Here is a 22302-nt window from a genome sequence, read left to right as displayed (position 1 = left end):
GGCTTGAGAGGGGAAAAGCATGAAAAATCTGGCAATGCGCTCCAGGCAGCGTGGTCTGTCCTTCATCGGTCTGGTGTTTCTCGTGGCCATCATCGTGGCGGTTGCCGCAATTGGCGCACAATCGGTGCCCGTCTTCCTGGAGTACCAGGCCATCACCAAGGCGGCCAACAAGGCCGCCGCTGAAGGCAGTACCGTTGCCGAAGTCAAGGCCAGCTTCGATCGTTCGGCCTCCATTGATGACTTCAAGTCCATCACCGGCAACGATCTGAACGTGACCAAGGTCAACGACAAGATCGTCGTGGGCTTCGAGTATTCCCGTGAGATTCATCTGGCAGGCCCTGCCTACCTTGTTTACCGTTTCAAGAAATAGACCTTTCAGGTGGAACCTGCTCTAGTCGCTCTGCAGCAAAGGCTGCAACATCAATTTGCCAATCCGGCGCTGCTGCAGCGTGCCATCACGCACCGCAGCTTTTCGGCCGACAACAACGAGCGACTGGAGTTTCTGGGCGACTCGGTGCTCAGTCTGGCCATCTCCAGCTTGCTCTATGCCAAGCTAGCCTCCATGCCCGAAGGCGATCTCTCGCGTGTTCGGGCCAATCTCGTCAAGGAAGGCACGCTGCACAAGATCGCGCTGAAGCTGCAGCTGCCCGATCTGCTGCGTCTGGGCGAGGGCGAGGCCAAGTCCGGTGGCAAGCAGCGCCCGTCCATCCTGGCCGATGCCGTGGAGGCGCTGATCGGTGCCGTATACCTCGATGCCGGCTTTGCCGCGGGCGAGAAAGTCGTTCACCACCTCTTCGAGGGCGTGGACATCAACCCCCATATGCGTGCGGCCGACAAAGACCCCAAGACCGCACTGCAGGAATTGCTACAGGGCAAGCGCATGAAGCTGCCGCAATACCATGTGGTGGAAATCAGTGGCGCGGCGCACAAGCAGACCTTCAAGGTCGAGTGCACGATTGCCGAATGGAATATCAGCGCCCAGGGCTCGGGAGCATCCCGTCGCATGGGCGAGCAGGCAGCTGCCGCTGCCTTGCTGGAAAAAGTGAAAGCCAAAAATCCATGACCGATGCTGCTAAGAAAAAGATAGCGGGCACCGCAGGTGCAGAAAAAGCCAAGGGCCAGAAAGGCCCCAAGTCTGTGACTACCGATATCAGCGACCCCAGCCTGGACTACATCAGCGCCATGCTGGCCGCTGCCAAGCCCGGCAGCACGCCGACTGCCATCCGCGACCAGGAGGAAGAGGCTCCGGCACGCGTCTACGCGCCCGAAGAGCAGCGCTGCGGCCTGATCGCCATCGTCGGCAAGCCCAACGTGGGCAAGTCCACGCTGATGAACGCGCTGGTAGGCCAGAAGATCTCCATCACGTCGCGCAAGGCCCAAACCACGCGCCACCGCATCACCGGCATCCGCACCAAGGACGAGACCCAGTTCGTCTTTGTGGATACCCCCGGTTTCCAGACCAAGCATTCCACCGCCCTGAACAAGTCGCTCAACAAGACCGTGATGGGCGCGATCGGCGATGTGGACCTGATCCTGTTCGTGGTGGAGGCGGGCAGCTTCACGCTGGCCGATGCCAAGGTGCTGAGCCTTTTCAAGCCCGGCATTCCCACGCTCCTGATCGCCAACAAGCTCGACACCGTGGGGCGCCGCGCCGAGATCGCGCCCTGGCTGCGCGATATGCAGGAGCGTCATCCTTTTGCCGAGTTCGTGCCCATGTCGGCCAAGAACAAAAAGGATATCGAGCGCATGTATGGCATCTGCGCCAAATACCTGCCGCAGCAGCCCTGGTTCTACGGTGAGGACGAACTGACCGACCGCAGCGAGAAGTTTTTGGCTTCCGAGACCCTGCGCGAGAAGCTGTTCCGCTTCACGGGCGACGAGCTGCCCTATACCTCGACGGTGGTCATCGACAAGTTCGAGGAGGAGCCGAGCCCCAAGTTCGGCCGCTTCATGCGCGTTGCCGCCACCATCGTGGTCGAGCGCGACGGCCACAAGGCCATGGTGATCGGCCAGGGCGGCGAGCGCCTCAAGCGCATCTCCACCGAAACCCGCCAGGAGCTGGAAAAGCTGCTCAATGCCAAGGTGTTCCTCGAAGTCTGGGTCAAGGTCAAGTCCGGCTGGGCCGACGACGAGGCCCGGGTCAAATCCTTCGGCTACGAGTAAAACTTCTTGACCCCCACACTCGCTCACTGCGTGTGCTCGCCGCCCCCCGAGGGGGTCCTGACCCGGCTTAGGCCGGGTTTTGCCTTGGGGCGGCCCGGCGGCAAAACCGCCTCCTTCACATTTTTGTTGTGGTACGGAGCAAGTCATGGCTAGCGCCAAACGCGTCGGCGACGAACCCGCATACATCCTGCACCAGTACGACTGGAGTGAATCCAGCCTGATCCTGGAGGTGTTCACACGCCATCGCGGGCGGGTGGCGCTCGCGGCCAAGGGCGTCAAGCGCCATACCTCCAACTTTCGCCCTGTGCTGCTGCCGCTGCAGCCGCTCAAGCTCAGCTACACGCTGGGGGCGGAGGGCAATGCCGAGATTCACACGCTCAAGGGCGCTGAATGGGCGGGCGGCCATGTCATGCCCCAGGGCGATGCGCTGTGGTCGGGCATGTACCTGAACGAGCTGCTGCTGCGTCTGCTGGCGCGCGACGACCCGTATGCGGCGCTGTTCGACATCTATGCCGGTGTGGTGCGCGTGCTGGCGGGCCAGCATGGCGGCACGACCGAGGCCATCGAGCCCGTGCTGCGCGCCTTCGAGCTGGTGCTGCTGCGCGAGCTCGGCCATCTGCCCGATCTGAGGCAGGAAAGCACCACGCTCAGCCAGCTCAACAGTGTTTTGCGCTACACCCTGGTGGCCGATGGCGGCCTGCGCCAGGCCGCAGGCTACGAACGCGCGGCGCTGACCGGCCTGCAGTGGCAGGGCATAGAGCTGGCGCTGCAGGCCGAGCAGCCGTTTCCGCGAACCCTGAATGCGCTGGCCGCGCCCGAAGTGGCCCAGGCCCTGAAGCCGCAATTGCGCCATCTTCTGCAATACCATTGCGGCTCAACCATGCTGCGCACCCGCCAGCTGATGATGGATCTGCAATCGCTATGAATACCTCTGCCTTCCCACGCACCGCGCTTTCGGTCAATGTCAACAAGGTGGCGCTGTTGCGCAACACCCGCCATCTGGGCATTCCATCGGTGACGCGTGCGGCGCAGATCTGCCTTGAAGCGGGAGCGCAGGGCATCACCATCCACCCGCGTCCCGACGAGCGCCATATCCGTGCGCAGGATGTGTTCGAGCTGCACGAGCTGCTCAAGAGCTGGCCTGAGGCCGAATTCAATATCGAAGGCAATCCCACGCAGAACCTGATGGATTTCATCCGCCAGACGCGTCCCCATCAGGCCACCTTCGTGCCCGACAGCGAAGACCAGTTCACCAGCGACCATGGCTGGAGCTTTCCCCAGGATGCCGAGCGCCTCAAGCCGCTGATTGCCGAATGCAGGGCCTTGGGCGTGCGCGTGAGCCTGTTCATGGACCCCATCCCCGAGCAGATGGCGGCTGCCAAGGCCGTCGGCGCCGACCGCGTGGAGCTCTACACCGAGCCCTTTGCCGCCAACTGGGGCAAGGCCGAGCAGGAGCAGCAACTGCAAACCTATGCCAGGGCCGCGCAGGCCGCGCTGGACGCCGGGCTGGGCATCAATGCCGGCCATGACCTGAACCGCGACAATCTGGCCGCCTTTGTGGCCCGGGTGCCGGGTCTGGCCGAAGTCTCCATCGGCCATGCCCTGATCGCCGATGCGCTGGAGCTGGGCTATGCCGAGACCGTCAAGGCCTATCAGGCGTGTATCGACTCAGGCATGGCAGGCAAGAATTCCTGAAAAGATAGCTGCTAACGCTTTGTAGATAAGCGTTTGAGGCATTTTTCTCTATAAGGAGTCATGGATGATTTACGGCATCGGCACCGATATCTGCGATGTGCGCCGCATTCGCGCCAGCCTGGAAAAGCATGGCGAGCGCTTTGCCCGCAAGGTTCTGGCCGATGGCGAACTGGCGACCTGGAAGGCGCGCAGCGAGCGCTGGCCCGAGCGCGGCATCCGTTATCTGGCCACGCGCTTTTCTGCCAAGGAAGCGTTCAGCAAGGCCGTGGGAATGGGCATGGTCATGCCCATGACCTGGCGCCATTGCGAAGTCATCAAGCTGCCCAGCGGCCAGCCTGCGATTCGTCTGCATGGCGAACTCAAGGAGTGGTTTGAGAAGAACAATCTGACGGCGCACCTGTCCGTCACCGATGAGTCCGACTACGCAGCCAGCTTTTGTGTCGTCGAAAGAAAAGAATGAAATGTGGTACTGGCGCTTGATGGATAAGCGCTAGCAGCTATCAAAAACAAAGTACTTCATGAGCATGCATGCACCTCTGATCATTGATATTGCCGGCACATCGCTGACCGATGTGGACCGCGCGCGCCTGGCCCATCCGCTGGTGGGCGGCATCATTCTCTTCAAGCGCAACTGGCAGGACCGCAGCGCGCTGGTCCAGATGTGCGCCGATATCAAGGCCGTCAAGCCCGACCTGCTGATCAGCGTGGACCACGAGGGCGGCCGCGTGCAGCGCTTTCGCACCGATGGCTTCACGCACATCCCGCCGATGCGCGCCTTTGGCGAGATGTGGATGGATGACGGCGTGCGCAGCGGTCAAGGCAAGAAATACCGTGAAGGCAGCGGTGCCATGCGCGCCATGAACGCCGCCACGGCCGCCGGCTATGTGCTGGGTACGGAGCTGCGCGCCTGTGGTGTGGATTTCAGCTTCACGCCCGTGCTGGATCTGGACTATGGAGAATCCTCGGTCATCGGCGACCGCAGCTTTCACCGCGACCCGCGCGTGGTGGCCGCTCTGGCCAGGAGCCTGATGCACGGCCTGTTGCAGGCTGGCATGGGCAACTGCGGCAAGCACTTCCCCGGCCATGGTTTTGTGAAGGCCGATTCGCATGTGGACATTCCCGTCGACAAGCGCAGCCTGACGACCATTCTCGACGAAGACGCCGCTCCCTATCCCTGGCTGTCCAGCGTGCTGACCGCCGTCATGCCCGCCCATGTGATCTATCCCAAGGTGGACAAGCGCCCGGCAGGCTTCAGCGAGAAATGGCTCAAGGACATCCTGCGCGCCCGTTTGCGTTATGACGGAGCCATTTTCAGCGACGACCTCAGCATGGAGGGCGCACGCCGCATCGATGGCGCACTCATCAGCTACACCGATGCCGCGTTGACGGCCCTGAATGCGGGCTGCGACATGGTGCTGCTGTGCAACCAGAGCCTGGGTCTGGGCGAGCATGTGGACGAGTTGCTGGACGGCATGGATGCCGCGCTGCGCGATGGCCGCTGGGTGCCAGATATCGACTCCGAATCGCGCCGTGTCTCGCTGCTGCCCGACACCGAGCCCCAGGCCTGGGACGATCTGATGCGCCAGCCCGCCTATCTGCAGGCGCTGGATCTGTTGCCCTAGGCGGCACTGAGCCGGCCCCGCCATCCGCTGCCTTTGACGCAAGGGCAGCGGATTTTTTTATGTCTTTCGAAGGCCGGGCAGGGCGGCTGCCGGCATTTAAGTCTGGCCTCAGCCAGCCGGCTTAGGGTGAGCTCAGGAGCCTGGCAGCGGCATCGCCGCGGCGCCAGCTGTTCATGAATCACCGAAAGTCCGCATGAATTCCAAGAGCCCAGGACCTGAGTCCTGCAAACACCGGCCAGGCGTGCTGCGCCAGGCCTTTTCCCTGACCCGGCCCTATTTTCAGTCCGAGGAGAAATGGAAGGCCTGGGGGCTGTTGGCCGCCATCGTGGGCCTCAATCTCGCTGCGGTGTTCATGCTGGTGCAGATCAATGAATGGAACCGGGTGTTCTATGACGCATTGCAGAACAAGCAGGCCGAGGTGTTCTGGCAGCAGCTCTGGCGCTTTCTCTGGCTGGCCCTGGTGTATATCGTCATCGCGGTCTACAAGTTCTATCTGACGCAGTTGCTGCAGCTCAACTGGCGGCGCTGGCTGACCGAGCACATGTTGCAGCGCTGGCTGTCGGCCAAGGCGTTCTATCGGCTGGAGCTGGGGCGCTATGGCGTGGACGGCCATGCCAAGGCCCCCGACAACCCCGACCAGCGGATTCAGGAGGACCTGAATCTGTTCACCACCTATACCGTGTCGCTGTCCATGGGGCTGCTGAATGCGGCCGTCACCTTTGTGAGCTTCGTCGGCATTCTGTGGGGCCTGAGTTCCGTCGTCGATATCGGTCTGCCTGCCCTGTTCGGCGGCGGGCAGCTGCAGGTTTCCGGCTTCATGGTCTGGATGGCGGTGCTGTATTGCCTGGTCGGCAGTGCGATCACTTTCTGGATCGGCAAACCCCAGGTCTGGCTCAACAGCCGCCAGCAGCAGCTGGAGGCCAATTTCCGCCACCACCTGATCCGCGTGCGCGAGCACGCCGAAGCCATCGCCCTGGACGGTGGCGAGCGTGTCGAGGGGACGCAGATCGGCCTGCGTTTTGGCGATGCCCTGGGCAACTACCTGAACCTGATCAAGAAGCAGAAGAGCCTGGGCTGGTTTACCAATTTCTTCGGCCAGGCGGCCGTGGTCTTTCCCTTCATCATTGCCGCACCGCGTTTTTTCAGTGGCGCCATCCAGCTGGGTCAGCTGATGCAGATAGGCTCGGCCTTCAATCAGGTGCAGGACTCGCTGAGCTGGATCGTCAACAACTACTCCGATATCGCGGCCTGGCGGGCCACGACCTTGCGTCTGGCCGGTTTCGACGAGAGCCTGCGCGAGCAGGAGGAGCACCCGGTTGGCGTACAGCTTGCAGCGTCGAACCAGCTGCAGACCCGGAATCTCGATGTATCACTGCCCGCAGGAAACCCCATCGTGGCGGACGCCGGGCTGCAGATACGCCCGGGCCAGAGGCTGTTGATCAGCGGGCCCTCGGGCAGCGGCAAGTCCACCTTGCTGCGGACGTTTGCGGGCATCTGGCCCTATGCGCGAGGCCAGGTGGAGCGGCCTCTGGACGCCATGTTCATTCCTCAGCGTCCCTATTTTCCCGACGGCAGCCTGCGCGATGCCCTGGCCTATCCGGAGCCGGCGGCAAGCTACAGCGATGCCGAGCTCAAACAGGTCTTGCGCGAAGCGCAGCTGCCGCAGCTGCAGGAGCGGCTGGACAGCCAGGCGGCCTGGAACAGCAGCTTGTCGGGAGGCGAGCAGCAGCGGCTGTCCGTGGCGCGGGTCCTGCTCAAGCGTCCGGCCTGGGTGTTTGCGGACGAGGCCACGAGCGCGCTGGACAATGCCGCCGAAGCCCAGATCTACAGCCGGCTGGTGCAACTGGTGCAGAGCAAAGGCGGGGCACTGGTTTCGGTGGCGCACCGCGACAGCGTGACGGAGTTCCACACGGCCCGCTGGCTGCTGCAGCCGCAGCAAGGGATCCGGGAGGCCGACCTGCCCGGAAGCCGCTGAAGCAGGCGGGTTCGAGGACAGGCAGTCTCAACCGCAGTGCAGGCCCGGGAGGCTTTGGCGGCGACTTTCTCGTGGGATGATGTGCATTCGAGAATCTTTGGAGAGCGAGCCCATGCGCGTTGGTGTGCTGACCGGTGGCGGCGATTGCCCCGGCCTCAATGCGGTGATCCGTGCGGTCACCAAGTCCCTGATCAACCATGGCCAGTGCGAGGTACTGGGCATTGCCGACGGCTTTGAAGGGCTGATGGATGCCAGTCCGCGCGTCAGAGCGCTGAGCTGGGACGAGGTTAGCGGCATTCTGCATATCGGTGGCACGATCCTGGGCACCAGCAACAGCGCCAATCCATTGCGCGATGCGGCCACGCTGGCCCAGGTGGGGCGTAACGTTCAGGCGCTGGCACTGGATGTGGTGGTCGCCATCGGCGGTGACGGCACCATGAGCCTGGCCCATGGCCTGGCGCAGGTGGGACTGCAATGCGTGGGCGTGCCCAAGACCATCGATAACGACATTGCCAATTGCGAGCGCAGCTTTGGCTTCGATACGGCCGTGGCCACGGTGACCGAAAGCCTGCGCCGCATCGAGAGCACGGCCATGAGCCACCACCGGGTGATGATCGTGGAGACCATGGGTCGCCACGCGGGCTGGCTGGCGCTGGAGTCCGGCATCGCCGGTGCTGCCGACATCATTTTGCTGCCCGAGATCGATTACGACCTGCAGTCCATCATCAAGGTCTGCCAGGAGCGCGAGCGGCGTCAGCGCTACACCATCATCTGCATCGGCGAGGGGGCCAAGGAAAGCGGCCAGAGCCTGACGGTGCGCGAACGGATCGCACACAGTCCCGACCCCGTGCGCCTGGGCGGCGTCGGCCATGTGCTGCGCGAGCGCCTGCAACCTCATCTCCAGAGCGAGGTGCGCACCACGGTGCTGGGACATGTGCAGCGCGGCGGCGATCCGACGCCGTTTGACCGGGTACTGGCCACGCAGTTCGGCCACCATGCGGCGCAGCTGGTGCTGGGCGGCCAGCTGGGCCATATGGTCACGCTGCAGAACGGCCGCATCGGCAGTGTGGCGATTGCCGATGTGGCCAATACCCAGCGCACCGTGCCGCTGGACAGCCCGCTGCTGACCATGGCGCGCGATATCGGAATTTGCTTTGGCGAGGCCTGAGCTGCGCTAAGGTGTGAGCCTGCGCGCACTTTCGGCGCGCCGGAGAAATTCAGCATGGACCGACATGAAGAAGCCGTGATGCAGCTGCTCACGGCCAACGGTGAGACTTTTGTGGCCCCCAAGTACGAGGTGGCCGATGGCTGGCAATGTCCGGCTTTCGTGGCATTGCGCCCGGCGCGTCGCCAGGTCTATGTGGTCGAGGTATCGGCTTCCGGCTATCCGCTGGCGCTGGTCAACCGTCTCAACGAGCGGGTCGAGAAATGGTATGCCCCGCTGCTGTCGCAGCTGCACGGCCTGGGCATCACTCAGCCCGACTGGGAGATTGCCTGCCTGGTGTTTGTGCGCAGCGATCAGATCGACTGGCTCAAGGAACGCGTCAAGGACCTGAGCGGCGTGCATGTGCTGGGTCTGGAGCAGGCCAGCAGCCCCTGGGTCTGGGACGATGCGGTCTGGACTTCCGAGATGCGGTTCGACGCGGGAAGTATTCCGCAGCGTGGCGGCAAGGCTGTCGGTCTGACGCACTGATAGCCATCGAAAAATTCCATGAAATCGGTCTTGATCCCTTTGTCTTAAAGCGATAGAAGCTATCGATTTGATAGAGATGAAGGTCCATGAACACCACTCACTTGCAGGTAGGCAGATGACTCTTTTCCGAATTCTTATCGCGGCGGCCTTGGCAGCCTGCGCCGCTGCCGCCCAGGCTGCAGACTGGCAGATCTGCGATCTCAAGGTGCAGGTGCGAGAAAAGCAAAGCGGTGGCCGAGCGCTGCAGACCCGCGTGCTCGAAGCCAAAGCCAGCGGCGATGCCGAATGCCCGCAACCGGGCACGGCGCTGAGCTTCAGGCCCGAAACGGCGGACTATCAAAGCGAGCTGCCGCGCAAGCAATGGCCCAGTCCCGGTGCTGCCGTGACGGTACGCTTTCGCTATCTGGACGGGCAATGCAAGAATCGCGGCGCCTGCCGCATCGAGCATTACTCGCCGATGCCGCACTGAATCTTCCATCGGCCGCGCCATGCGCTTCATAGCTCGGCGCTGAAAGCGACCGAATTGCCAAGCAGCAACCAAGAGAGGCTTGCCTGCTCGCCTATGATCGGGGGCTCGGCCCCCTTATATGCAGGATGCAACCATGACCACCCTAGGAACCCCTCTCTCCCCCAATGCCACCAAAGTCATGCTGCTGGGCAGCGGCGAGCTGGGCAAGGAAGTGCTGATTGCCCTGCAGCGCCTGGGCGTGGAAACCATTGCCGTGGACCGCTATGAAAACGCGCCTGGCCAGCAGGTGGCCCACCATGCGCGCACCATCACCATGAGCGATCCGGCCCAGCTCAAGGCACTGATCGAAGAGGTCAAGCCCGATCTGGTCGTGCCCGAGATAGAGGCCATTGCCACGCCCATGCTGGAAGAGCTGGAGGCCGCAGGCGTCATCACCTGCATTCCCACGGCCCGCGCCGCGCGTCTGACCATGGACCGTGAAGGTATTCGCCGTCTGGCCGCTGAAACCCTGGGCCTGCCCACCAGCCCCTATCGTTTCTGCGACTCTTTGGCCGAGCTGCAGGCCGCGATCGACGGCAGCGACGGCCAGCCCGCCATCGGCTACCCCTGTGTGGTCAAGCCCGTGATGAGCAGCTCGGGCAAGGGACAGAGCAAGATCGACGGCCCAGCCGATGTGGCCAAGGCCTGGGATTACGCCATGGCCGGCGGTCGTGTGGCCAAGGGCCGCGTGATCGTCGAAGGCTTTATCGACTTCGACTACGAAATCACCCAGCTGACCGTGCGCGCCAAGGGGGCGGATGGCCGGATCGAAACCCATTTCTGCGATCCCGTAGGCCATATCCAGCAGGCCGGCGATTATGTGGAAAGCTGGCAGCCTCACCCCATGCACCCTGCTGCGCTGGAGAAATCGCGCCAGATTGCCAAGGCGGTCACCGATGACCTGGGCGGCCTGGGCCTGTTTGGCGTGGAGCTGTTTGTCAAGGGCGAGCAGGTCTGGTTCAGCGAAGTCTCGCCGCGTCCCCACGACACAGGTCTGGTGACGCTGTGCACGCAATGGCAAAGCGAGTTCGAGTTGCATGCCCGCGCGATTCTGGGTCTGCCCGTGGATGCCAGCCTGCGCAACCCCGGTGCCAGTGCCGTGATCTACGGCGGTCAGGACGCCGAAGGCCTGGTGTTTGATGGCGTGGAGCAGGCCCTGGCCGTGCCCGACACCGATCTGCGCCTCTTCGGCAAGCCCGAGAGCTTCGTCAAGCGCCGCATGGGCGTGGCCCTGGCACGCGCTGGTGATGTGGAGCAGGCCCGCGTGAATGCCAAGCTGGCCGCCAGCAAGGTCAAGCCGCGCCTGCCTTGAGGGAATCAAAAAGGGCTTCTCAGGAAGCCCTTTTGCATGGAGGCCGGGTATCGGCCGATATCAGCCGGTCTCAGCCCGAGGCAGCGGCGCTGCCGCCAGGAGTCGTGATGGCCACGGCGCAAGCCTCCTCCTGGCTGGAGGCCGGCGTGTTCTCCGTCACCACCGGCATGCCGCCTTTCCAGCGGCGAATGACGCGCTGGAAGATCAGGGAGTTGGGAATCTGCAGCAGATTGGGCATGCCCGCCGGGGCGCTGTCATCCTGCAAGGTGATGTAGAGCATATTGAGGTCGATCACGCGGCCCTTGGCTCCGGGCTTCTCGGCGGTGTCGAGCACCTCGATATAGTCGCCCAGCCTGAATGGGCCGACGGTGACGATCAACAACGCACAGAACAGGTTGGAGAGCACGCTCCAGGCCGCGAAGAAGGCAACCGCGCCCACGGTGGCAAAGCCGGTGAAGGCCGTCCAGAGCACGGTGGCCGACATGCCCAGGCGCTCGAGAATCGCCAGCACGGCGGCGGCGATGATGATCCAGCGAAACACGCCGCGCAACGGCATGAGCAGCTCATGCGGCAGGTCATAGGCCTTGCCTGCGCGCGAGATGATGCGCTTGATGAGCCAGTTGATCAGCCAGGCCACCAGGATGATGAGAAAGATCTGAATCCCGGGAATCAGGATTTCAAGCCAGTCCTGCATCCAATCGGGCAGGTGCATTTGAAGACGACGCATAACCAGTCACTCGAGAAAAACGGCAGAGGTCAGACCCGGAGGGTCTGACAGGACAATGCACCAATCCTAGCGTCTCTTGAGAGCGGAGCTGACAAGTGTCGACCTTGCAGGCTCCAGGCAGCTGCAGCCAGAGCCGCAACGCTGCCGCGTGGACGACTAGATCTGCCTTTGCTCTATGGTGTCCATCTGCATCTCGAAGCTGAAGAAGCGGTTGCGTCCTTGTGACTTGGCGGCGTACAGGGCTTCGTCGGCGCGCATCAGCATGGATTCGGCGCTGGTGTGTTCGTCGGGAATGCAGGTGGTGATGCCGCCGGAGAGGGTCAGCGGAATGTCCTCGACCGTTCCTGGCGGGCGAATCTTGAGGAACTTGAGCATCTGGCCAAGCGCACGTGCGAACGTCATCGAGCCGGAGCGCGGGGTGTTGGGCAGGATCAGGGCAAACTCTTCACCGCCGTAGCGCGCAGCGATGTCGCGCGGGCGCACGCAGACTTCGCGCAGCAGACGCCCGACCTGCTTGAGGCATTCGTCACCCTGGACATGGCCGTAGGTATCGTTGAAATGCTTGAAGTGATCGAGGTCGCAAAGCATCAGCGTCAGCGGTCTGCTCTCGCGCCTTGCCGCTGCAATTTCGGCATGCAGCATGCGGTCCAGCCCTCTGCGATTGACCAGGCCCGTGAGCGCATCGAGCTCCACCATCTCGTTGAGTTTCTGATTCGCCAGATGCAGCTCTGCAGATACGGAGACCAGGCGGCGACGCATGTCCAGCAGGCGGCGCATGGCGCGCAGCTTGGCGACCAGCACAATGGGCTTGACGGGTTTGACCAGATAGTCGTCACCGCCCGCTTCGATGCCGCGCCAGACGTCCAGGTCGTTATCCAGCCCGGAGAGAAAGATGATGGGCGTCCACTCGCCGGGTTCGGCCTCGCGCAGCTGACGAGCGACCCAGTAGCCGTCCTCGCCGGGAAGGCGGATGTCCAGCAGCACCAGATCGGGTCTTTCGCTGCGAAACAGTGCCAGTGCGGTGCGGCCGTTTTCGGCTTCCAGCACATGGGTCACACCGGCCTGGCGCAGTTCGGTCACCAGGGCGGCGCGCATGACGGCCTGATCCTCGACAACCAGCACGGAGAACGGGGTCGCGGAATCGGGCGCCGAGAACCGTGCCCCGCTGGATTCGATGGCAGACAAAGCTGATGCAGAAGATGGCAGAGCTGTCATGGGAGGAAGATCAGGATCGGACGCATCTGTAGTTCAGGCATGTGCCGGGAAATATATTGTTACTTTATACGCCGGTTTAGAGCAACAGGCTTTGCGAATGGTCACGCAGACACTCAGGCCAATGCCAGGGCGGAGTGCGCCTTGCTGGATTCATCGTGCCAGAGCACAAAAGTCCGTGCCGCCGAGCACTGCGCCGTTGCGCCCAGCTGATCGATATAGCGACAGGCCGCGAACTGTGCCGATCTGGCCTCATAGTCCGACACCCACTGCTGGCGCGAAGCCTGGGAGGCAGCAGGCAGGGGCCAGCGCCTTTCCTGGGTGGACAGGCCATTCAGGCCCATGCGCCAGGGCTTGCCGCTGACGCGAGCGCGAAAGCACTGCTGCTGCTGGCACAGCATGGCATACAACGGGTCGACCTCGAGTTGCTGGAAGAGCGCCTGAACCTCGGGGGAGGAGGGGCTGAATGCGGCGTGAGTGACGATGACGCGCAAGCCCTTGGGTGTTTCGTAGATGCGCAGGCCCCAGTCAGGGTGGCTGGCGGAGAACGCCTGAATCCTTGCCAGCGCAATATCGACAGGCGATGGCTGCGGGGCATTGTTGCGCTGCGCCTGGCGGGCATGCAGCCATTGCTTCAGGCCCGACCAGAAGACCAGGCCGATGCCGGCCACCAGCAGCATCAACACTGCAGGACCCAGGCTCCAGGTCAGCGGGGTCACCCACAGCCAGGGCAGGGCCAGGGCCAGCAGCAGCGACGAGATGAGAGGGAAGCGTGCAGGCTTTTTCTGCGGTGGAAAGTCGATATCGGCAATGGCCACATGCTCTGTGTTCAGGCAGTGTGCGCCATAGCTGTTGCGGGTCATGACGGATTCATCACGCCGCTCCAGCACCTCTTCGCGAATGGGCGTGCCGCCGTCCAGACCGTATTCACCACGCCATTCCATGCGCTCGAATCCCGCATCGAGGTGGCGTTGCGTGGGAGCGGCCAGCACGGCGTCCAGCGCTTGCTGGGCTCGTTGCTGCGCATGGCTCTCGGCTTCCTGCTGGCTGTGGTCGGACCAGCCCCAACGCTGGACGGTCGCGCCGTGGCGTTGGCCGGTTGCATGGCGCAGCCGCGCTTGCGCCCAGTATTGAGGGATATGCATGGTGGGCCAGTATAGCCACGGGGTTGATGGCGCAGCCGTCGCCCGGACGGTGGCAGCGACTGGATGAGCGTGCGCCGGGTTTGGGCTTGTGCGGCTGAACGCGCCCTCAGGGTTGAATGGGTGCGAACGGCAGGTAGTCGATCTGCGTGCCACGCACGACGATTGCCGTGGACTCGGGCACCTGGGCCCAGGCCAGCGGCAGATCGACCAGCGGCTCGGAAACGATCAGATAGGCATCATCGCCAACGGCCGCAATGCGCGGGTCGTCGGGGTAGAGCGCGTGAAGATGCTTGAAGGAGGTGCTGTGATAGAGCGAGCGCGGCGACTGGCCTTCGCTCGCGTAGCGCACGGCCACCAGTTGCTCGCCATCGCTGGCGCACACGGTCATGCTGAGCGGGTGTGCTATCCCGTGGCTGCGCGCCGTGGCCTCGACAGAGCCCGCCATGCGCGCGATGGCCGGCACAGGAGTGTGCTCCAGCCCGAAGCTCATGGCCAGAAGGAACATGGCCTCCGAGTCCGTCGAGCCTTCCAGCGAGGCGAAGAGCTGTGGATCGATGGCCACGAGCAGGTCGCGCCTCACCCGCGGAAAGTCCTCGATCATGCCGTTGTGCATGAACATCCAGCGCCGGTGGCGGAACGGATGGCAGTTGGTCTCCTGCACCGGCGTGTGCGTTGCCGCGCGCACATGCGCGAGAAACATGGGCGCCGACACGGCGCGCGACAGCTCGCGCAGGTTGTGGTCGTGCCAGGCCGGCTGGATGCAGCGATAGCGAAAGGGCATGTCGTGCGGATGCTGGTACCAGCCCAGTCCGAAGCCATCGCCATTGGTCGTCGTCGCTCCGAATCTCGAATGCAGGCTTTGGTCGATCAGCGAATGGCGCGCATGGAACAGCATTGTTTCCAGCGAAACAGGATTGCCCGTATAGGCCAGCCAGCGACACATGGCACTCTCCTTGAGACATGGAACCGAGGATTCATCCTATCGGTTCCAGGTGCCTGCCGGGCAAAGCCTGTTTTTGCCAAATCTTTGATAGCGGGCGGCGCTTGCTCTGCTTGGATTTCAGCAATGAAAATATCTGAAAACCAAGACAGTCAAGCGCTAAAAGCTATCAATTTTCAGGCTTACTGTTCGCGACGCAGGGCGGGGAACAGAATCACGTCGCGGATGCTGGCGCTGTCGGTCAGCAGCATCATGAAGCGGTCGATACCGATGCCGCAGCCGCCGGTGGGAGGCATGCCGTATTCCAGGGCGCGCACAAAGTCGTGGTCGAAGTACATGGCTTCGTCGTCGCCGCCGTCCTTGGCTTCCACCTGGGCATTGAAGCGGGCAGCCTGGTCTTCTGCGTCATTGAGCTCGGAGAAGCCGTTGCCGAATTCGCGGCCGGTGATGTAGAGCTCGAAGCGCTCGGTCACTTCGGGACGCTCGTCGTTGGCACGCGCCAGCGGCGAGATTTCGGTGGGGTGTTCCATGATGAAGGTGGGGTTCCACAGCTTCTCTTCCACCACCTCTTCGAAATACAGCACCTGCAGGCTGGCCAGGGTGCGTGTGGACAGCTTGTCCTTGTCTTCCTTCATGCCCAGCTTCTTCAGGGCATTGGTCAGCCATTCGCGGTTGGCCACGTTGTCGCCGGCTTCGGTGTACTTGATGATGGCTTCGGGGATGGTCAGGCGCTCGAAGGGCTTGGCCAGATCCACAGGCTTGCCGCCGTAGCTCAGCTCCAGCGTGCCCACGGCCTTGATGGCTGCATCGCGGATCAGCTTTTCGGTGTAGTCCATCAGGTCCTGGTAGTTCCAGTAGGCCGCGTAGAACTCCATCATGGTGAACTCGGGGTTGTGGCGCACCGAGATACCTTCGTTGCGGAAGTTGCGGTTGATCTCGAACACGCGCTCGAAGCCGCCGACGATCAGGCGCTTGAGATAGAGCTCGGGCGCGATGCGCAGGTACATCTCCTGATCCAGCGCATTGTGGTGGGTGATGAAGGGCTTGGCATTGGCACCGCCGGGAATGGGGTGCAGCATGGGGGTCTCGACTTCCAGGAAGCCGTGTTCGACCATGAAGTCGCGGATGCCGGCCACCGCCTTGCTGCGGGCCACGAAGCGCTTGCGGGCTTCTTCGTCGGTCATCAGGTCCACATAGCGCTGGCGCACCTTCTGCTCCAGGTCGGCCATGCCGTGGAACTTGTCGGGCATGGGGCGCAGGCTCTTGGTGAGCAGGCGGATTTTCGTGGCCTTGATCGACAGCTCGCCGGTCTTGGTCTTCATCAACTGACCTTCGACAGCGATGATGTCGCCCAGATCCCACTTCTTGAAGTCGGCATACACCTCTTCACCCACGGCGTCGCGGGTGACATAGGCCTGGATGCGGCCCGTGGCGTCCTGCACGGTGGCAAAGCTGGCCTTGCCCATCACGCGCTTGAGCATCATGCGGCCCGCCACGCTGACGGCGATGGCTGCGGCGTCCAGGGCTTCGGCGTCCTTGTCGCTGTGTTCTGCAATCAGGGCTGCGGCGCGGTGCTCGGGCTTGAAGTCGTTGGGGAAGGCGACGCCGCCATTGGCCTTGGAAGACTCGCGCAGGGCCTTGAGTTTTTCGCGGCGCTCGGCGATGAGTTTGTTTTCGTCCTGAGGGGCGGTGTTTTCTGCCGCAGAAGAGGTGTTTTGTTCAGTCATGAAAAGAGAGCGCCAGCGACAAGCGCCGGTTGGAGGCCAGAAATAAGGGGCAGCCAAGATGGCAGCTGCCCGAAACCGGTGATTTTAAGTTTTTTGCCGAAGCAGCGGTAGGCGACCGGGCAAAGCGCTGACGGGAGCTGCGGTATGCGGCCTCGATGGCTCAGGCTGCATTCGAGCAAGTCAGCCTTGTGCTATCAAATAATAGCTTTTATCGACCGCCAGAAAAGGGGATTAGATGTTTTCAGGCATCGTCCTGTGGGGGCGATCCGGTAATGCCGCTTTGCTCCAGGACATCGGCGATCAGCTCCAGCCGCAGCAGCGGGGCGTCCAGCGTCATCAGCTGCTGCTTGATCCGCACCGGCAGGGGCAGCATCTCGGCCCAGCGATTGGCAACCCAGGCGCAGTCGTGCATCTGCGCCGGCGTGGGCAACTGAGCGTGGTCGGGGTCGTGGTCGTGCAGGTTCAGCAAGGCCTGAGCCAGTGCATGGGAGGTGCTCTGCAAATGCTTGGGGACAGCGACCTTGGGGTCATCGGGCAGCATGGCGACATCGGCCACCCACAGGCCATGCGGCAGTTGCCAGCAGCGCTGGATGTGAAAGCGCTGGGCGCCCTTGCATTGCAGATGCAGCAGCCCGGGCTGGGGCGAGTCGAGCCGGGCGATGCGGGCCAGCACGCCTTCCGAGTGCAGGCGCTCGGTCTGGGCGCCGGCCTTGCGCACCTCCTGTCCCGCCTGCAGCGCAACCACGCCGAAAGGAGCGTCGGCATGCTGGCATTTGCGGATCATGTCCAGATAACGCACCTCGAAGACCTGCAGACTCAGCAGGCCTTCGGGAAACAGCACCGTGTTCAGCGGGAACAGGGGCAGGGAATGCAGACTTTGCGTATCGGTCATGGTGCCCGGCTATCATCCCATGAATAGGTGAGTTGCTCACTGTTTTCTGAATTGGGTCACATGCTGTTTGAAATCGTTTTGTTTCTGCTGGATGTCGTCGTCGGCTTGATCAGCGGCGCCTGTCTGCTGCGCATGTATATGCAGGCGCAGCGTGTGCCGTTCGGCAACCCCGTGGGGCAGCTGGTCTTTGCGCTGAGCGACTGGATCGTCATGCCGCTGCGCAAGGTCGTTCCTGCCAAGGGGCGCTGGGACAAGTCCAGCCTGATTGCGGCCTTGCTGCTGCAACTGTCGCAGGTGCTGCTGATATGGCTGCTGCTGGGCGGCAAGGGCTCGCTGCTGGCACTGCCGTGGCTGGCCATTTGCGGACTGGTCAAGGTCATCCTGTCCGGCATGATGGGCATCTTGCTGATCTACGCCATCCTGTCCTGGGTCCAGCCCTATTCCCCCATCTACGGCGTGCTGCAGCGTCTGGCGGAGCCGCTGGTGGCGCCTATCCGCAAGGTGGTGCCCCTGATCGGCAATGTGGATTTTTCGGCGCTGATCGCCCTGATCGGCCTGCAGGTGCTGCTGATGGTGCTCAACTATGTGCAGGCCGGCGGTCTGTCCATGATTGCCGGTGTGCGCTAGGGGAGCCGCCCGGGCCGGGAAAGCCGCATCGCCTTGAGGTTTGCGGATAACCTCGTCCATTCCAAAGCCTGCTCTCAGGTGCTTTGTGAAATTCCCGAGGCATGGAAACCCACAAAAAAACGGCTGACGCAGATGAATACTGCGTCAGCCGTTTTGCTTTTAGCTCCTTCGGTGCTTATTCCACGGCGTCCGCAGGCAGACGTTGCAGCATGGCCAGAGAGCTGGAGACGCGGTCACGCAGCTCGCGGCGGTCGACGATCATGTCCACTGCGCCCTTATCCTGCAGGAATTCGGCGCGCTGGAAGCCTTCGGGCAGCTTCACGCGCACGGTGGTTTCGATCACGCGAGGGCCGGCAAAGCCGATCAGGGCCTTGGGCTCGGCGATCACGATATCGCCCACGAAGGCGAAGCCGGCGGACACACCGCCCATGGTCGGGTCGGTCAGCACGGAGATATAGGGCAGACCCTTCTTGGCCAGACGTGTCAGCGCAGCATTGGTCTTGGCCATTTGCATCAGCGACAGCAGACCTTCCTGCATGCGGGCACCACCGGTGGCGGTGAAGCAGATGAAAGGCACCTTCTGCTCAATGGCGGTTTCCACGCCGCGCACAAAGCGTTCGCCGACCACGGAGCCCATGGAGCCGCCCATGAAGTCGAACTCGAAGCAGGCCACGACCACATTGATGCTCTTGACGGAGCCGCCCATGACGATCAGTGCATCGGTCTCGCCGGTGTTCTCCAGCGCTTCCTTCAGACGCTCGGGGTACTTGCGGCTGTCCTTGAATTTCAGCGGGTCGACAGGAATGACTTCCTGTGCGATTTCATAGCGGCCTTCGGCGTCGAGGAAATGGTTCAGACGTGCGCGTGCACCGATGCGGTGGTGGTGGCCGCAGGTCGGGCAGACGTTCTGGTTCTTTTCCAGATCGGTCTTGTACAGAACGGTTTCGCAGCTGGGGCACTTGATCCACAGACCTTCGGGAATCTGCTGGTGGCGTTCCGTCGGATTGGTCTGCTGGATTTTTGCAGGCAGAAGTTTTTCAAGCCAAGACATGGTGTTTCCTTTTCAGTTTCCACTGCACTGCACGCTACTCGCAACCCGTGAGAGCAGCGTGGTACAGGCACTGGCGCAATCTCATCAGAGACAGCGATCAAGGGCCGCCCCGCCGCGAAGCTGTCGTTCCCCTTCAAGGGGGAAGCGGCGCAGCCGCTCAGGGGGTGGCTAATTTCTAGGGGTGCATTATGCGTCGAGAGCCTTTCGCACACCACGCAGAAAGTCTATTGCCAGAGGCACGATCTTCTCGTGGGGCTGGTTGTCGAGCAGGTCAATGATGCGGCTGCCGATGATGACGGCGTCGGCCACCTGGCCCACGGTCTGTGCGGTCTGGGCATCGCGAATGCCGAAACCCACGCCCACGGGCACGCTGACATGCTGGCGAATGCGCGGCAGCATGGCCTCCACGGCCGAGGTGTCCAGAGCGCCCGAACCGGTCACGCCCTTGAGCGAGACATAGTAGACATAGCCGCTGGCCACGCGGGCCACCTGTTGCATGCGCTCGTCCGTGCTGGTGGGAGCCAGCAGGAAGATCAGGTCCATGTCGCGGGCCTGGAGCTTGGCTGCAAACTCTTCGCATTCCTCGGGCGGATAGTCCACGATCAGCACGCCATCGACGCCGGCTGCGGCGGCATGGTTGACGAAGGCATCTTCGCCATGGATCTGATCGTAGCGCTCCACGGGGTTGGCATAGCCCATGAGCACCACGGGCGTGGTCTGGTCCTTTTTGCGGAACTCGGCCACATAGGCCAGCACCTGGCTCAGACCCACGCCGTTGGCAATGGCCTTGTCGCCTGCACGCTGGATGGTGGGGCCGTCGGCCATGGGGTCGGAGAAGGGCACGCCCAGCTCGATCACGTCGGCACCGGCTTCCACCATGCCGTGCATGAGGGGCGGGGTGATGGCAGCGAACGGAAAGCCTGCTGTCACATAGGGAATCAAGGCCTTGCGGCCTTCTTCCTTGAGCTTGTTGAAGGTGGCGGTAATTCGGCTCATAACTTGTTGCCCCCTGCGGCAGCCTTGGCTGCATCATGTCCGGGAGCGCCCTTGACGGTGAGGCCGCGCATGGAAGGGCGGTCGAAGTATTCGGCACCCGACAGGTCGGCCACGGTGCCGATGTCCTTGTCGCCGCGGCCGGAGAGGCTGACGAGAATGGACTGGTCGGCGCGCATGGTCTTGGCCAGCTTCATGGCATAGGCCACGGCGTGGCTGGACTCCAGAGCCGGGATGATGCCTTCGGCGCGGCACAGGTAGTGGAAGGCGTCCAGTGCTTCCTGGTCGGTAATGCCCACGTACTGGGCGCGACCGATTTCCTGCAGCCAGGCATGTTCAGGTCCCACGCCGGGGTAATCCAGGCCGGCGCTCACCGAGTGAGTCTCGGTGATCTGGCCGTTCTCGTCCTGCAGGATGAAGGTGCGGTTGCCATGCAGCACGCCCGAGCTGCCTTTTTGCAGCGAAGCCGAGTGTTTGCCGGATTCCAGGCCCTCGCCCGCCGCTTCCACGCCGAACAGTTTGGTGTTCTCGTAGGGGATATAGGGGTAGAAGATGCCCATGGCATTGCTGCCGCCGCCCACGCAGGCGACCACGGCATCGGGCTGTGTGTCGGCGCCCAGGAACTCGGGCATCTGCGTCAGGCACTCGTCGCCGATGACCTTCTGGAAGTCGCGCACCATCATGGGGTAGGGATGGGGGCCGGCCACGGTACCGATGATGTAGAAGGTGTTGTCCACATTGGCCACCCAGTCGCGCATGGCTTCGTTGAGCGCATCCTTGAGCGTTCGGGAGCCGGACTCCACGGGCACCACGGTCGCACCGAGCAGCTTCATGCGGTAGACATTGGGGCTTTGGCGCTTCACGTCCTCGGCGCCCATGTAGACGATGCACTCGAGGCCGTAACGCGCGCAGATGGTGGCCGTGGCTACGCCGTGCTGGCCGGCGCCTGTCTCGGCAATGATGCGCGGCTTGCCCATGCGCTTGGCGAGCATGGCCTGGCCGATCACATTGTTGATCTTGTGTGCACCCGTGTGGTTGAGGTCCTCGCGCTTCAGATAGATCTGTGCGCCGCCCATTTCACGGCTCATGCGCGAGGCGTGATAGACGGGCGAGGGACGGCCTACATAGTGGGCCAGCTCGGACTGGAATTCGGCGACAAATTCGGGGTCGTTCTGATACTTTGCGTAGGCCTCACGCAGCTCGGTGAGGGCGTGAGTCAGGGTTTCGCTGGCGAAGCTGCCGCCGTAGCGGCCGAAATGGCCGTGGACGTCGGGATACTGGTATTCAAACATGTGTCAGTCTGCAAAATTTGGGCATCAGCTGCGCGTACGGCAGCAATGAAGCGGTGAATCTTGTGGGCATCCTTGATGCCTTTGAGGGGCTTGCCGTCGGGACCTTCGGCCTCGACACCAGAGCTCACATCAACGGCCAGAGACAACCCGCGAGGGCGCACTTGCAAGATGCCATCGGTCACGTTTGCAGGCGTGAGTCCACCAGACAAAACGAGGTGAGAGTCGACGCTTGTTGGCAGAAGTGACCAATTGAATGCCTTGCCGCCGCCACCATAACCATCGACATGGGCGTCGAGAAGGATGGCTTGGGCCTTTGAATAACGTTGGGCATATTCTACGAGGTCAAACTGGGCCGCATCGTCTCCAAGGGGTATGCGCGCCGCGCGCAACCAGGGCTGGACGCCCCGGGTGGAGGCTTCGCAATCCGCAGCCGATTCATCACCGTGAAATTGCACGCAGGCGTTTGGTATTAGGTCGCAAGCAGCTATCACATTGGTAGCTGTTTCATTCACAAAGAGCAAAACAGGTGTGACGAAGGGCGGCAGTCGCCGGGCCAGCTCGGCCGCGCGCTGCAGCGTCACGGCACGCGGGCTTGGCGCATAGAGCACGAAGCCGATGGCGTCGGCGCCGGCGGCCACCGCGGTGTCGACATCCTGCTCGCGGGTCAGGCCGCAGATCTTGATGCGGGTGCGGGAGGCAATGGAAGGCATGACTAATCCCTGGCGTTG

The 22302-nt window shown here is 62.7% G+C and carries 23 protein-coding genes; 13 read left to right on the top strand and 10 right to left on the bottom strand.

Annotation, left to right across the window (positions count from 1 at the left end; genetic code table 11):
* Window positions 1–19 precede the first annotated feature (19 nt).
* The 12 genes from DJFAAGMI_RS13805 to purT all read left to right on the top strand — a co-directional run bounded on the left by DJFAAGMI_RS13805 (window position 20) and on the right by purT (window position 10968).
* The gene (locus DJFAAGMI_RS13805) at window positions 20–370 is read left to right on the top strand and encodes a DUF4845 domain-containing protein (protein ID WP_167005760.1); all 351 of its coding nucleotides are present in this window, start codon (window positions 20–22) and stop codon (window positions 368–370) included.
* Between the two features lie 9 nt (window positions 371–379).
* Window positions 380–1063, top strand: coding sequence for a ribonuclease III (gene rnc, locus DJFAAGMI_RS13800; RefSeq protein ID WP_003057967.1), 684 nt, complete (start codon window positions 380–382; stop codon window positions 1061–1063).
* Window positions 1060–2163, top strand: coding sequence for a GTPase Era (gene era / locus DJFAAGMI_RS13795; RefSeq protein WP_003057966.1), 1104 nt, complete (start codon window positions 1060–1062; stop codon window positions 2161–2163). Before rnc ends, era begins: the two co-directional genes overlap by 4 nt.
* Before the next feature lie 145 nt (window positions 2164–2308).
* Window positions 2309–3088 carry a DNA repair protein RecO gene (recO, locus tag DJFAAGMI_RS13790; RefSeq protein WP_211457575.1) on the top strand — a complete coding sequence of 260 codons (780 nt, stop codon included), beginning with the start codon at window positions 2309–2311 and terminating at the stop codon, window positions 3086–3088.
* The gene (locus tag DJFAAGMI_RS13785) at window positions 3085–3858 is read left to right on the top strand and encodes a pyridoxine 5'-phosphate synthase (protein ID WP_211457574.1); all 774 of its coding nucleotides are present in this window, start codon (window positions 3085–3087) and stop codon (window positions 3856–3858) included. The genes recO and DJFAAGMI_RS13785 overlap by 4 nt, the downstream gene beginning before the upstream one ends.
* Window positions 3859–3922: 64 nt before the next feature.
* Complete coding sequence (gene acpS, locus DJFAAGMI_RS13780) at window positions 3923–4318, top strand: holo-ACP synthase (RefSeq protein ID WP_211457573.1); 396 nt, start codon at window positions 3923–3925, stop codon at window positions 4316–4318.
* A gap of 58 nt (window positions 4319–4376) precedes the next feature.
* On the top strand, window positions 4377–5480 hold the full coding sequence (nagZ, locus tag DJFAAGMI_RS13775) for a beta-N-acetylhexosaminidase (protein ID WP_211457572.1): 1104 nt from the start codon (window positions 4377–4379) through the stop codon (window positions 5478–5480).
* Between the two features lie 193 nt (window positions 5481–5673).
* Window positions 5674–7455, top strand: coding sequence for an ABC transporter ATP-binding protein/permease (locus DJFAAGMI_RS13770; protein WP_211457571.1), 1782 nt, complete (start codon window positions 5674–5676; stop codon window positions 7453–7455).
* Between the two features lie 112 nt (window positions 7456–7567).
* Window positions 7568–8623, top strand: a complete 1056-nt coding sequence (locus DJFAAGMI_RS13765; protein WP_059439919.1) for a 6-phosphofructokinase — start codon at window positions 7568–7570, stop codon at window positions 8621–8623.
* Between the two features lie 54 nt (window positions 8624–8677).
* Window positions 8678–9148, top strand: coding sequence for a hypothetical protein (locus tag DJFAAGMI_RS13760; RefSeq protein ID WP_003057958.1), 471 nt, complete (start codon window positions 8678–8680; stop codon window positions 9146–9148).
* Window positions 9149–9263: 115 nt separating this feature from the next.
* Window positions 9264–9617, top strand: coding sequence for a hypothetical protein (locus DJFAAGMI_RS13755; protein WP_211457570.1), 354 nt, complete (start codon window positions 9264–9266; stop codon window positions 9615–9617).
* A 133-nt stretch (window positions 9618–9750) separates the two neighbouring features.
* Complete coding sequence (gene purT, locus DJFAAGMI_RS13750) at window positions 9751–10968, top strand: formate-dependent phosphoribosylglycinamide formyltransferase (RefSeq protein ID WP_211457569.1); 1218 nt, start codon at window positions 9751–9753, stop codon at window positions 10966–10968.
* Window positions 10969–11038: 70 nt separating this feature from the next.
* On the opposite strand, the gene DJFAAGMI_RS13745 is transcribed toward purT, so the two are convergent.
* The 6 genes from DJFAAGMI_RS13745 to DJFAAGMI_RS13720 form a co-directional block, all read right to left on the bottom strand.
* Entirely contained in the window at window positions 11039–11695 is a 657-nt protein-coding gene (locus DJFAAGMI_RS13745; protein ID WP_211457568.1) for a mechanosensitive ion channel family protein, read from the bottom strand.
* A gap of 156 nt (window positions 11696–11851) precedes the next feature.
* Entirely contained in the window at window positions 11852–12910 is a 1059-nt protein-coding gene (locus tag DJFAAGMI_RS13740; RefSeq protein ID WP_211457567.1) for a GGDEF domain-containing response regulator, read from the bottom strand.
* A 113-nt stretch (window positions 12911–13023) separates the two neighbouring features.
* Window positions 13024–14052, bottom strand: a complete 1029-nt coding sequence (locus tag DJFAAGMI_RS13735) for a hypothetical protein (protein WP_211457566.1) — start codon at window positions 14050–14052, stop codon at window positions 13024–13026.
* Window positions 14053–14158: 106 nt separating this feature from the next.
* Window positions 14159–14995 (bottom strand): class II glutamine amidotransferase, encoded by an 837-nt coding sequence (locus DJFAAGMI_RS13730; RefSeq protein ID WP_211457565.1) that lies wholly within the window; start codon window positions 14993–14995, stop codon window positions 14159–14161.
* A 179-nt stretch (window positions 14996–15174) separates the two neighbouring features.
* The gene (lysS, locus tag DJFAAGMI_RS13725; protein ID WP_211457564.1) at window positions 15175–16719 is read right to left on the bottom strand and encodes a lysine--tRNA ligase; all 1545 of its coding nucleotides are present in this window, start codon (window positions 16717–16719) and stop codon (window positions 15175–15177) included.
* 241 nt (window positions 16720–16960) lie between these two features.
* A complete protein-coding gene (locus DJFAAGMI_RS13720; RefSeq protein WP_211457563.1) occupies window positions 16961–17611 on the bottom strand; it encodes an LON peptidase substrate-binding domain-containing protein in 651 nt (216 codons plus the stop codon).
* A gap of 60 nt (window positions 17612–17671) precedes the next feature.
* Between DJFAAGMI_RS13720 and DJFAAGMI_RS13715 the strand changes: the two genes are divergently transcribed.
* The gene (locus DJFAAGMI_RS13715; protein WP_211457562.1) at window positions 17672–18238 is read left to right on the top strand and encodes a YggT family protein; all 567 of its coding nucleotides are present in this window, start codon (window positions 17672–17674) and stop codon (window positions 18236–18238) included.
* Window positions 18239–18413: 175 nt separating this feature from the next.
* Here the strand turns inward: DJFAAGMI_RS13715 and accD are convergent, their stop codons facing one another.
* The 4 genes from accD to DJFAAGMI_RS13695 all read right to left on the bottom strand — a co-directional run bounded on the left by accD (window position 18414) and on the right by DJFAAGMI_RS13695 (window position 22284).
* Window positions 18414–19289, bottom strand: a complete 876-nt coding sequence (accD, locus tag DJFAAGMI_RS13710; protein WP_003064244.1) for an acetyl-CoA carboxylase, carboxyltransferase subunit beta — start codon at window positions 19287–19289, stop codon at window positions 18414–18416.
* A gap of 186 nt (window positions 19290–19475) precedes the next feature.
* Entirely contained in the window at window positions 19476–20285 is an 810-nt protein-coding gene (trpA, locus tag DJFAAGMI_RS13705) for a tryptophan synthase subunit alpha (protein WP_211457561.1), read from the bottom strand.
* A complete protein-coding gene (gene trpB / locus DJFAAGMI_RS13700; protein ID WP_211457560.1) occupies window positions 20282–21574 on the bottom strand; it encodes a tryptophan synthase subunit beta in 1293 nt (430 codons plus the stop codon). The genes trpA and trpB overlap by 4 nt, the downstream gene beginning before the upstream one ends.
* Window positions 21499–22284 (bottom strand): phosphoribosylanthranilate isomerase, encoded by a 786-nt coding sequence (locus tag DJFAAGMI_RS13695; protein ID WP_211457559.1) that lies wholly within the window; start codon window positions 22282–22284, stop codon window positions 21499–21501. The genes trpB and DJFAAGMI_RS13695 overlap by 76 nt, the downstream gene beginning before the upstream one ends.
* Window positions 22285–22302 lie beyond the last annotated feature (18 nt).

This window comes from Comamonas brasiliensis (assembly GCF_018292285.1).
GTDB lineage: Bacteria > Pseudomonadota > Gammaproteobacteria > Burkholderiales > Burkholderiaceae_C > Comamonas > Comamonas brasiliensis.
Note: the sequence above shows the minus strand (reverse complement) of the source record. Positions and strands in the feature narration are given on the sequence as shown.